The following is a 12,820-nucleotide window of genomic DNA, read 5'->3' as shown; positions in this document are numbered from 1 at the left end:
GGGTGTTTTTTAAAACAAACGAAAAACACACCGCACTTTAACGGATTAAAGAGTCAATGCATCTTCCACCAATTGTTTTTGCTGTTTGGCATGCAATGACAAATAACCTACCGCCGGTGAAGCAGAAGCCGGGCGACCGGCATAAGACAATTTGGCATTGTCCGGAATCACAGCCTCAAAGTTATGTTTACTACAATACCAAGCCCCTTGGTTCAGTGGCTCTTCTTGACACCATACAAAATCCGTTACATGTGAATAAGGCGCTAAAGCGGCTTTCACATCGTCATGCGGGAACGGATAAAGTTGCTCAATACGAATGATAGCCACGTTATCCTGTTCATTTTTACGGCGTTGTTCCAATAAATCGTAATACACTTTACCGACACACATCACCACACGTTTCACATTTTTCGGGTCAAGGTTGTCAATTTCACCAATGACCGTTTGGAATGTGCCGTTAAGCAATTCATCCATACTGGACACCGCTAGCGGATGACGTAGCAAGGATTTCGGTGAAATACCAATCAACGGACGGCGCATTTTACGAATAGCTTGGCGACGTAACATGTGATACACCTGCGCCGGCGTTGTAGGCACACAAACTTGCATATTTTGTTGTGCACAAAGTTGCAAATAACGCTCTAAACGGGCAGATGAGTGTTCCGGGCCTTGTCCTTCGTAACCGTGTGGTAGCAACATCACTAAGCCACACATTCTGCCCCATTTTTGTTCGCCGGAGCTGATGAATTGGTCAATCACGATTTGCGCCCCGTTGGCGAAATCACCAAACTGCGCTTCCCAAATGGTTAAAGTTTTCGGATCCGTGGTGGCATAACCATATTCAAAGGCAAGCACCCCTTCTTCGGTTAAAACGGAATCCCATACTTCAAAGCGACCTTGATTGGCGTGTAATTGGGTCAATGGCACATAGCTGGTACCGTCTTTTTGGTTATGTACAACGGCATGACGATGGAAGAACGTACCACGACCGGCATCTTCACCGGATAGACGCACATGAATGCCTTCATCCAACAAGGTGGCGTACGCCATGGTTTCCGCCATCCCCCAGTCTAATAATTTTTCGCCTCGCCCCATTTCTTGGCGGTCGGCATAGATTTTTTCAACACGAGGGTGCGGTTGCACATAATCCGGATAGTGAGATACACGTTTTGCTAAGGTTTTAAACCGCTCTTCCGGGAATTTGCTTTCATACGGCGCTGTCCAGTCATAGTTGAGATACTGCAACCAGTCCACTTTTGCCATATCCATCGCACGCCATTCCGGCACGACACATTCGCCATTATCCAAGGCATCGCGGTATAAATTGGAAATTTCAGTAGCATCTTCTTCCGTAATCACGCCTTCTTGAATTAAACGATTGGCGTATACTTTCGGTGGTGTTGGATGTTTTTTGATAATGCCATACATCATCGGCTGAGTGGCCAACGGTTCATCTGCTTCGTTATGACCATGACGGCGATAGGAAATCAAATCAATGAAAATATCTCGCTTAAAGACCGCACGATATTCCACCGCCATACGGGCAGCAAAAGCAACGGCCTCCGGATCATCGCCGTTCACATGAATAATCGGCGCCTGAATCATTTTGGCGATATCAGTACAAAACTCGGTAGAACGAGTATCGTTCGGGTTAGAGGTGGTGAAACCGATTTGGTTATTGATCACAATACGAATCGTGCCGCCCACTTTATAACCCCGTGCATTAGACATATTCAAAGTTTCTTGCACAATACCTTGACCGGTAACTGCGGAGTCACCGTGCACCGTTACCGCCAACACTTTGTTATGTTCGGTGTCTTGTTTACGGGTTTGTCTTGCGCGGACGGAGCCAATCACAACCGGGCTCACAATTTCTAAGTGAGACGGGTTAAAGGCAAGTGTCAAATGTACTTTTTTATCATCTACCGCAAAATCGGAGGAGAAACCTTGGTGATATTTCACATCACCGGTGCGATTATCTTCCGCGTGTTTACCGGCAAATTCATCAAACAAGTCGCTCGGGCGTTTACCAAACACGTTAACCAACATATTTAGACGACCACGGTGAGCCATGCCCAAGACCACATCGTCCATACCGTTACGACTGGCGTGACGAATAATCTCTTTCATCATCGGAATAAACGCATCGCTTCCTTCCAACGAGAAACGTTTCGCGCCTGGGAATTTCGCGCCTAAGTAACGCTCTAAGCCATCCGCTGCCGTTAATTCTTTCAACAAATTGATTTTTTCGTCTTTAGTGAAAAGTGGCTGTTGAATCCATTTTTCTTGTTTACTTTGCAACCAATTACGCTGTTCCATATCATGAATGTGCATAAACTCCAGCCCAATATTGCCACAATAGGTCGCTTTCAAGTCGCGGGCTAAATCACGCAGTTTCATGCTTTCTTTGCCATAAACGGCATAGTCAATATTGAAACTTTCGTCCAGATCAGCGTCGGTTAATCCATGTTGGTGATAGTCTAATTCAGGCACCGAGGAAGTTTTCCAACGGTAATAATTGAGAGGGTCGAGTGTGGCTTCAATGTAACCACGAGAACGGTATGCGTTAATGAATTGTAAAACTTTGACTAATTTGGCGCTCGCTTCCGGATCAATCACGGTCACGCTCTGCCCATGATTTTCTCGCGCTAAACGGCGGAAATAATCGCGCACCGTTGAATGGGGTTGCTCAAGTGCGGTGGATTTTGGCAGCGTTTTAAAAATTTCCTGCCAACTGGCATCCACACTGTTCGGGTCTTCAAGATAACTTTCATAAAGATCCTCAATATAAGACTGATTTGCCCCACCTAGTGCACTGGAGGAGAGCCATTCATGTAAAGAATGCTGCATACATACCACCTTAAGATTTAAATACGCTAACAAACAACGTAACGGTAAATAAAATACAGAAGAATTTTCTGCGCTTTGAATGCTTGCATTATGCCAAAAGCATTCATTTGATACTGTGATCTAGGTTTGAATTTTTACAAAAAATTAACTTTTGTGTAAAAAAAGAGCAGTGAAAATATTTTCATTTCTCACCGCACTTTCTAAAAAATTAAAGAGGTAATTTACTCGCTCGCTTTGACATAAGGGTTGGTTCGTTTTTCTTCACCAATAGTGGTATAAGGCCCATGCCCGGGTACCACAATCATATCATCCCCCAAAGGGTATAATTTATTGCGAATAGACGACAGAATCTCTTCATAACTGCCTCCCGGGAAATCCGTGCGTCCAATGCCATTTTTGAACAACACATCACCGGTAAAAGCAATACGTTTTTGATGTTCAATAAAACCGATATGCCCTGGCGTGTGTCCCGGCAAGTGTAAAACCTCAAACGTGAAATCACCGATATTGAGCGTTTCACCTTCCTGATTTAACCAACGATCCGGTTCAAAAGCAGACACCTCAAACAGCATGCCAAATTTTTCTGACTGTTGTGGCAAGTTTTTAAACCAATAATCATCTTGCGAATTAGACCCCCAAATTTGGACATTAAAATGCTGTTTTAATTTTTCTGCCGCCCCCACATGGTCTAAATGGCCGTGAGTTAATAAAATCACTTGTAAATTCAACCCAAGTTCTTCAATCCGTTTAATCAGTTTTTCCGCTTCGCCACCCGGATCAATAATTGCCGCTTTTTTTTCATCATCCCAAATTAAAGAACAATTTTGTTGAAATGTCGTTACAGGGATAATTTCAATGTTCATACGATACTCGCCATATTTTTCGGTAAAAAAACCGCACAAAAGTGCGGTCTAAATATCAGATGTTTTTACTAACTACCGCGCCAAGTACGCACCGGGCCGGTATCCATGTGCACAAAATTACTGCGTGGATAAAAGCCAACACCACCATTTTGTAGCGCATCAACCGCATCACGTACTTTCGCTAACGGAATGCCATCAATGCGAAAATCAATGGCTTGTCCACGAATATGATAGCTATTACTTGCAACTCCACGGCTACGACGATGCATTGCCGCATTGCTGGCAGCAGAACGATAACCACAAATAATTTGAATTTCCGTGTTGCGTAAGCCGAGATTTTGCTGCACCTTATAGAATTTGGTAAAAAGATTTGGGTCCATTCGATGAACCTGATTGGTACGCTTATCACGTAGAAGGTGGTCTAATAATCGCAACGTGGCATTACTGAAACCACGTCCAAGCGCAAATTCTGCACTCAGTTTCTCACCGGTATTAATGTTACGAAAACTTAGTAGGCGTGGTTTTGGCGTTGATACAGCCGCTAAAACCGTATTCGGCAAAAGTGAAGCGCCTAATACAATTCCTCCTAGCGATAACCATTTACGTCGACCATGGTTAATATGACTCATTATGTATTTCCTAAATATGATAACAATCCGCTTACTTGATTAAGGTTACCAAGCTAAATTCCACGGATTAACGTTGAATATAGTGTTTTAAAATATCCCAATTAATATAACTTAAATCAGGCGTTTTGTCATAACCGTAAATATCCGGCAATGTGTGAACTTGATCTTTATCCACCCATGCAGTGACATAATACAAAAAGACCGGATTATCCGATTTAATACCCGCTGAGGTTGTTTTTTTACTTTTCAGTACATTTTGTTTTGTTTCATCCGTCCAACCGGCTTCTTTGAGTAAAATTGTCGCTAGCTGATCAGATTTTTCCACACGGACACAACCGGAACTCAAAGCGCGGTTTTTATTGCCGAATAAATTACGTTTCGGTGTATCGTGCAAATAAATTGCCTCAGAACTCGGCATATTGAATTTATAGTTTCCTAATGCACTGTTATCACTTGGTGCTTGGCGCAAGCGATATGGGAATCTTTTCGCCGACATATTTTCCCAATCGATAGTGTAAGGATCGATAGTATTGCCGCTACCATCAATAATCGTATAGCCATGGCGATAAATATAACTCGGATCTTTACGTACTTTTGGAATAATGTCTTCGTTAATCAAACGGGTTGGCGCATTCCAAGGCGGGTTCACTACCACATTACTCAAACGACTAGACATCACCGGCGTTTTACGGCTTGATTGTCCAACAATCACACGAGAACTTAAAATCACTTGTCCATCGCGATAATAATTAAGTTCGTAACTTGGAATATTCACGAAAATACCATCTTGGAATACCGGTAAAATGCGTAAACGTTGAGCATTAATCGCCAAACGATGCAATTCAACCATATTATGCTTATCAACACCCGCTTCAATCATATGAGCAACGCGCGCCGATGTTTGCTTAAAGAGCGCATTTTCGCCGGAAAGATTTTTCACAAAAGTGAAATTATCATTATTTTTGACCGCACTTAACCATGCAGACACTTGCTCATCACTTAACTGACCGGCTTTATAGCTATTGCCTGCATATAACCATTTTTGGGCGGATTCCGCTACATTGGTGGCATAAAACAAATAATCTAAAAATGCATCGGTTAACAGAACATCTTCAATTAACTCGCCTTTTCCAGCGGCTTCATAGATCGCATTTAAAGCATTTGCTGAGCGTTTTGAAATTCCCCCGGCAATCGCTAAGGCATAATCGTGTAAAAATTGCTGCTTGGCCTGATTATCTGTCCAAATTGGAGAAAAATGATTCTCAACATAAATTTTGGCAATTAAAGGTTTAAATTGAAGAGAGATATCACCAAAACGCTCAGAGAAAAGTTTTTCAGCTTCAATCGCCAAACGTTCTTCTTCGGCTTTTTTCTCAGCAGCTAAACGCGCTTCCTCGACCTTATTTTCTAGCTCCAACTGCTGTGTGGCGAGAGTTAAATCACTTTGCTGTAATTCTTCTGCAGCGACATTCCCCACATAAAGCGCGCTTATCATCGCGAGAGTAACTAATTTAAACGTTCGAGTATTCATCAACTTACCTTAATTTTTATAAACTTTCTTAAAAACGACCGCACTTATAAAAGTGCGATCCAAAAACAAGAGATTTATTGATTTGCAGACTTATCAGCCTGTTTTATTTCAGCCTTTTTCTGCTCAAATTTAACCATATCTGCCGCAATTGCAGCGGCCTCTTTCAAGAAGAAATCCGGCGCTTCATAATCTTTCGGCAAATCATCAATATCTTTCAATGGCTTTTTACCTTCACGTTTGAAACGCTCATTAATGTCTTTCAAACGTTTCTCGTCATCTTTATCATTTTCCGCTTTGCGTTTTTGATAATTTAACGACAAGAACTTACGTTCACGACGTTCATTACGCACTTTTAAATCTTCGTTAAGTGCAATAAATTCCGGATTTTTCGCCATGCGGGCATTATGTTTTTGCACCAATTCAGAGACCGGTTCGCGTGCTTCGCTCACCTCAGAATAATTCACTGACGGAATTTTATCCCATGGCAATGCGTTATCTTCTTTTTCTTCACCATATTCTTTACTATCAATGACATCTGGGAATTGAATATCCGGTGCAACACCTTTCAACTGTGTGCTACCGCCATTGATACGATAGAATTTTTGAATCGTATATTGCAATAAACCCAGTGGCGTTTGATCCAAGTCGTAAACAAAATTCAAAGAGCGGCTTTGTTGAACGGTGCCTTTTCCATAAGAATTTTGCCCAATAACGATACCACGATTGTAATCTTGGATTGCCGCAGCAAAAATTTCAGAGGCTGATGCACTAAAACGATTGATCATAACCAATAACGGACCGGTATATTGTTGCGCATTATCCGGATCTTCATGTACACGAATACGTTGATAAGCATCGCGAACCTGAACAACCGGGCCATCGCTAATAAATAAACCGGTCAAACCAACGGCTTCCGTTAAAGCACCACCGCCATTTTCACGAAGATCAACGATTAATGCAGACGCTTTTTTCGCTTTCATGTCGTTAAGTAATTTTTTGACATCTTCTGTTAATCCCAAGTAAAAACTAGGAATCTTAATCACCGCAACATCAACGCCATCCATTTTCTCAATCGTTAATTTTGCTGCTTGGTCTTCAATACGAATTTTATCACGTACCAAGGTAACAATGCGGGACTTGCCACCTTTAGCCGATTCAACTTCTAAACGAACTTTAGACCCTTTTTTACCTTTGATCTTGTCAACAATGTCCTCTAAGCGCCAACCGACTACATCTTCAATTTCACCTTTTTCTTGGCCCACACCAATAATTTTATCGCCAGCTTTAAGTTTTTTACTGCGTTCTGCCGGCGCGCCAGGCACTAACGATTTAATACTGGTTTCATCGTCTTCAGACTGTAACGTAGCACCAATACCTTCCAAAGAAAGATTCATACTTTCATTGAAGCTTTTTGCCGTACGAGGTGCCAAATAACTGGTGTGTGGATCGATTTCACGGGCAAATGCGTTTAAGTAGGTTTGTACCACATCATCCGCTTTGGTTTGAGTCAATCGACGAATGGCCAAGTTATAGCGTTTAACTAATTTCTCTTTAATTTCAGGCCATTTTTTGTCTTTTAATTTCAAATTGATGATGTCATTTTTAACACGCGCTTCCCATAATTTATCGGCTTCCGCTTCCGTTTTAGGCCATGCGGCTTTTTCACGATCAATTTCAATTTGCGTATCGTCATTTAAAGCAGGCTCTTTATCCAACAAAGACAATGCGTAACGATAACGCTCATAACGACGTTTCATCATTAAATCATAGATATTAAACGCAATATCCAAGTTGCCTGCATTCAATTCATCATCAATTTTTTTGCCATATTTTGCGCGTAAATCATCAATATCCGACTGTAAAAAAGTATTACGGTTAAAGTCTAATCCTTTGAGATAACGCTCAAAAATCTTCTCAGAGAATTCGTCATCTAATTGAAATTTACGATAATGAGACTGTGTCAAACGTGTTGTTGCCCGTTTCGTGGCAAACATATTCGCTTCAGAAGGTTGCAGTGCAACAATATCTGAAGGCTTTAACTTAGGTTGCACCGCGTCAACAACACCCACATTAAGAAACAATGTTCCTAATACAAGTGCGGTCAAATAATTTTTCGTTTTAGTCAATTTCATTCAAACTTTCCTAATATATACGGCAAAAACAAAATGAAGTTATCTGCACAGATAACTTCATTAAAAGTTGGTTTAAGCAAATAAGCGATCTGCTGTGACGTTTACGACCAAACCGTTATCTAATTCTACGCGGGCGGCCTCGTTGGAGAATTCCAACACTTTAGCATTTTGCGCTCTGTCGCCCACTTTGACCTTCACCAGCTGACCTTCTTGTAACTCTGCCATGTTTACGCTGGTCAGCGCTAATTTAGGTTTACGTGCCATTTTTTCACCCTGTTTTGGAGTACGACGCGCCGGGCGCTTTTTCTCCGTTGCCGGCTTGGCGGCTTTTTCCGCTGCGCGTTTTTGTGCAACCAATGCTTTAGCTTCCGCTAATTGTTGAGCAGCATGATCCGCATGTTCCTGTTCTAATTCACCAGCCGGATTACCTTGTAAATCCACACGCACGGCACCCACTTTACAACCATGTAAATAGCGCCAGTTAGACGTATATTGACGTAAAGCATGACGTAATTGTGTTTTACTTACGCGTTCATCATCTTTTAATGCTTCACTTAAATCTTGGAACAAACCGATTTTTAATGGTTTTGCTTCGCCCTCAAGAGAAAAACAGAGCGGAAATTTTTCCGCCAAATAAGCAATTATTTCTTTATTATTAGTTAATTTTTGTACTTCTGTCATGACGAAATCCTGTAGACATCCTATATAGATTTTGAATAGAAAAAACTTGCCACATTTTAGCCACTTTGGCTAAAAATGACAATGAATAATCAGTTTTAGCGTGGAGAAATCATAAACGCCGGCAAAAACGACCGCACTTTTTTATGCCATCTTCAGCAAATCCGTGCCAAAAGAAAAGAACCAGTATAAAATACGCGTTTCTTTAATGAGGAATAACAATTCATGACAGGCAAGTTACAAACCGATTTGACCAAGGCAAATTACTCCCGCATAGCCCGCTGCGGCGATTGTAATGCCGTGATCAAAATTCTGCCCTTACAAAAAGGCCAACGCGCTGTCTGTCCGCGCTGCCATAATGTGTTGTACTCAACCAACCGCTGGAGCCTTAAACGCTGTTCCATTATAGCCCTTTCAATTTTGATACTCATGCCCTTTGCGCTCACCTACCCGCTGTTGAGCATTCACCTGCTCGGTGAAAAAATTAATGCTTCGGTATGGCAAGGGGTTTGGAAAATGGCAACACAAGGCTTCTCTTATACGGCATTTTTAATTTTTATTTGTGCTGTTTTTATGCCTATTGCCTTTGCGCTTTTAGTCATTTTGTTGCGCTTAGCGCAAATGGTCAAAGCCAAACCTCGCAACCTTTTAATCTCCTTAGGCTACATTAAACCGTGGGTCATGTTTGATGTATATTTAGTGGCGCTGGGGGTGACGATGTTCAAAGTAAAAGAATACGCCACGTTAGAATTGGATATTTATTTAATCGCCTTTATTTTTACTGCACTTTTAACCACGTTATTATTTATCAAAATTAACCCGGCAGAAGTGTGGAATGATTTTTACCCACAAAGTAAGGCGGTCAACGACATCACCAAAGCAGAGGATTTGCGCTACTGTCATTATTGCCAATACAGTTTCCTTAATCCCTTGACGGATAATAAAGGCAAAGAAATTTGCCCGCGTTGTTATTCGCAAATTGATATTCCTTCTGCCATAAAATTACAACGGACTTGGGCGTTATTGTTAGCCGGTATTATCATGCTCTTCCCGGCAAACCTGCTGCCCATCTCGGTAATCTATGTCAATGGCGCACCAAGTGCCGATACGCTAATGTCCGGCGTGCTAAGTTTTATTGACATGGGAAGCTATTTCATTGCCTTTGTCGTTTTCACCGCCAGTATTTTCGTGCCCGTCAGTAAGGTATTGATTATTTTATATTTACTGATTTGTGTACATTTTAAGCTGAAACACTCCATCCGCTGGCAAATGCGTTTATTGCATGTGGTCCATTTTGTCGGTCGCTGGTCGATGTTGGATTTATTCGTTTTAGCACTCATGATGTCCTTAGTCACCAGAGGGCAAATTATTGATTTTTCTGTAGGCACTGCTGCGCTGTATTTTGGCGCCGCAGTTTTCTTAACAATGATTGCAGCGGAACAATTTGATAGCCGCTTAATTTGGGAAATTTATGACAGACAACACAAAACACACAACACACACTGAAGTCGATGCCAACGTCACTCAAAATAGACGTATTTCACCTTTTTGGCTTCTTCCTTTCATTGCGCTTTGTATCGGTGCTATTTTGTTCTTTCAAATAATTCAAGAACAAGGTGTCAGCGTTCGTATTACTTTCGCAAACGGTGAAGGTTTAGTCGCAGATAAAACCCAAATTCGCTATCAGGGGCTACAAATCGGTGTTGTGAAGAAAGTTAACTTTACCGACAACCTGCAAAAAGTCGATGTAGTGGCCAATATTTATCCGGAGGCCAAAAGCATCCTGCGCGAAAACACTAAATTTTGGTTGGTCAAGCCAAGTGCCTCTTTAGCCGGGATTTCAGGGCTGGATGCCTTGGTGTCAGGTAACTACATCACGTTACAACCTGGTGATGGCGATGCTAAACACGAATTTATTGCAGAAACAGAAGGCCCTATTGCGCAATTAAACCCGGGCGATTTATTGATCCATTTAATTGCTGATGATCTTGGTTCTATCTCTATTGGCGCCTCCATTTATTACAAAAAAATGCCCGTGGGGAAAGTCTATGACTACCATTTCACCGAAGACGGTAAAAAAGTAGAAATCGATATTGTCATCGATAAACCTTATGCAAAATTTGTGAAAAAAGACAGCCACTTTTGGAACATCAGCGGCATCAATGCCAATATCGGTGTATCCGGTTTAAATGTGAACATAGATAGTCTGAATGCTGTTGTGCAAGGTGCCGCCGCTTTTGACTCACCGCACGACAGTCCGATTGCAGAAATGAACGAAACCTATACGCTTTATTCCAACTTACAAGCGGCAAAACGCGGCATTAATATCAGCGTGAATATTCCGAATGTCGCCGGGCTTGAGGCAGGTAAAACACAAGTGTATTACCAAAACACCGAGATTGGTGTGCTATCCAAATTAAGTGCGGTAGAAAATAACGATGAAATGTTAAGTGGCACCTTGCTCATTGATCCCAACCTAACCAATTTATTTAAAACGAATACTCACATTGTATTGCGTGCGAAAAAAAGTGGCTTAGGCGATTTAACCGATATTCAAAAACTTTTACGCGGTCAATATTTTGAAGTTCTGCCGGGCAATGGCGATACTCAAACCGCCTTTAATGTAATTAAAGAAAGCGAGTTATTGCTCAAACAACCGAATACCTTAGTACTCAACTTAACCGCGCCGGAAACTTACGGCATTAGTGAAGGACAACCGCTGATCTATAACAATATTCAAATTGGTGAAGTGGTCGCGCAACATGTCGCTTCCGATGGGGTGCAATTTAAAGTTGCCGTTGCCGCTGATTATCGCCATTTGATCCACAGTGATACGTTATTTGTTGCAGCATCCAATTTTGATGTGAGTATTGGCGTTGATGGCTTACGCTTTGAAGCTGCCACGCCAGAAAGATGGTTACAAGGCGGCATTCGAGTCATTGCGGGCAAAGAACAAAGTAAAGCAAAAGAAAATTACGTACTTTATCGCGATTTAGCTAGTGCAGAAGCTGGCATTACCGATAATCGCCCAACCCCAACACTCACCCTGACGACGTCTAATTTGCCAAGTATTAACAAAGGCTCATTGGTACTTTATCGCCAATATGAAGTGGGCAAAATTTTAGATATCCGTCCACAACAGCAAAACTTTGCAGTTGATGTATTTATTTATCCGAAATACCAACACTTATTAACTGATAAAAGCCTGTTCTGGGTGGAAAGTGCGGCGCAAATTGACATTACGCCGAAAGGTATCAGCATTCAAGCAACACCGATTACCCGTTCACTAAAAGGCGCAATCAGTTTTGATAACAGTGGTAGCAAACATAATCGCACCCTTTATCCGAATGAACTTCGAGCAAAATCTGCCGGACAACAAATTATCCTCACGGCAGAAGATGCGACGAATTTAAGTAAAGGCATGGCGCTACGTTATTTGGGCTTAACGATCGGCGAAATTGACAGCGTTCAATTAGATCAAAAGAATAATAAAATCATCAGCAAAGCGTTGATTCATCCGAACTATATGGCATTAATTGCCAAAGAAGGCTCCCGTTTCAAAGTGATTTCACCGCAAATTTCCGCTGGTGGTATTGAAAATATCGACAGCCTATTGCAACCGTATATTGATGTGGAGATTGGTTCCGGCAAAACGAAAACCCAATTTGCCTTAACCCAATCCGTCAACAATAACATCAAATACACCAATGGCTTGCCGCTTGTCTTGGAAACGACAGATGCGTTAAACATTACTACCGGTTCGCCGATCATGTATCGCGGTGTAGAAGTAGGTACAATTAAAAATTTAGAGCTAAACTCCCTCGGCGATCGCGTATTAATTCATATTGTCATTGCGTCAAAATACCAACATTTAGTCCGCAAAAACTCTGAATTCTGGATTGCTTCGGGCTATGATTTCAATCTGAGCTTGTCTGGGGCACAATTTAACACAGGCAGTGTGCAGCAATTGCTCAAAGGCGGAATTTCTTTCTCTACACCATCCGGCACAGTCGTTCAGGAACCGGCAAAGGCGAATCAACGTTTCTTATTGCAAATAAAACGTCCGCAAGATAGCCAGAAATGGAATCAGGGTGCATTGCCACCAAGCCATTAAAGTGCGGTCATTTTTCCAAGTGT

General features: G+C 41.8%; 8 protein-coding genes. 2 read left to right on the top strand and 6 right to left on the bottom strand.

The window, feature by feature from the left end; genetic code table 11:
- Positions 1 to 45: 45 nt before the first annotated feature.
- The 6 genes from sucA to proQ all read right to left on the bottom strand — a co-directional run bounded on the left by sucA (position 46) and on the right by proQ (position 8,686).
- Positions 46 to 2,850 (bottom strand): 2-oxoglutarate dehydrogenase E1 component, encoded by a 2,805-nt coding sequence (gene sucA / locus HMPREF9064_RS06445; RefSeq protein WP_006717549.1) that lies wholly within the window; start codon positions 2,848 to 2,850, stop codon positions 46 to 48.
- Between the two features lie 221 nt (positions 2,851 to 3,071).
- Positions 3,072 to 3,713: an MBL fold metallo-hydrolase gene (locus HMPREF9064_RS06450; RefSeq protein WP_006717548.1), complete on the bottom strand. Its 642-nt coding sequence runs from the start codon at positions 3,711 to 3,713 to the stop codon at positions 3,072 to 3,074.
- Between the two features lie 68 nt (positions 3,714 to 3,781).
- On the bottom strand, positions 3,782 to 4,342 hold the full coding sequence (locus HMPREF9064_RS06455; RefSeq protein WP_006717545.1) for a YcbK family protein: 561 nt from the start codon (positions 4,340 to 4,342) through the stop codon (positions 3,782 to 3,784).
- A 67-nt stretch (positions 4,343 to 4,409) separates the two neighbouring features.
- Positions 4,410 to 5,873, bottom strand: a complete 1,464-nt coding sequence (locus tag HMPREF9064_RS06460) for a L,D-transpeptidase family protein (protein WP_006717543.1) — start codon at positions 5,871 to 5,873, stop codon at positions 4,410 to 4,412.
- A gap of 74 nt (positions 5,874 to 5,947) precedes the next feature.
- On the bottom strand, positions 5,948 to 8,005 hold the full coding sequence (gene prc, locus HMPREF9064_RS06465; protein WP_006717542.1) for a carboxy terminal-processing peptidase: 2,058 nt from the start codon (positions 8,003 to 8,005) through the stop codon (positions 5,948 to 5,950).
- Between the two features lie 72 nt (positions 8,006 to 8,077).
- Entirely contained in the window at positions 8,078 to 8,686 is a 609-nt protein-coding gene (gene proQ, locus HMPREF9064_RS06470; RefSeq protein ID WP_006717539.1) for an RNA chaperone ProQ, read from the bottom strand.
- A 222-nt stretch (positions 8,687 to 8,908) separates the two neighbouring features.
- On the opposite strand from proQ, the gene HMPREF9064_RS06475 reads away from it, so the two are divergent.
- Positions 8,909 to 10,189, top strand: coding sequence for a paraquat-inducible protein A (locus HMPREF9064_RS06475; protein WP_032997805.1), 1,281 nt, complete (start codon positions 8,909 to 8,911; stop codon positions 10,187 to 10,189).
- Positions 10,155 to 12,797 (top strand): PqiB family protein, encoded by a 2,643-nt coding sequence (locus HMPREF9064_RS06480; protein WP_006717536.1) that lies wholly within the window; start codon positions 10,155 to 10,157, stop codon positions 12,795 to 12,797. Before HMPREF9064_RS06475 ends, HMPREF9064_RS06480 begins: the two co-directional genes overlap by 35 nt.
- The last annotated feature ends 23 nt before the right edge of the window (positions 12,798 to 12,820 follow it).

Source organism: Aggregatibacter segnis ATCC 33393 (genome assembly GCF_000185305.1).
In the GTDB taxonomy this organism is placed as follows: Bacteria; Pseudomonadota; Gammaproteobacteria; order Enterobacterales; family Pasteurellaceae; genus Aggregatibacter; species Aggregatibacter segnis.
The sequence above is the reverse complement of the archived record's forward strand: the minus strand, read 5'-3'. Positions and strand labels throughout refer to the sequence as shown.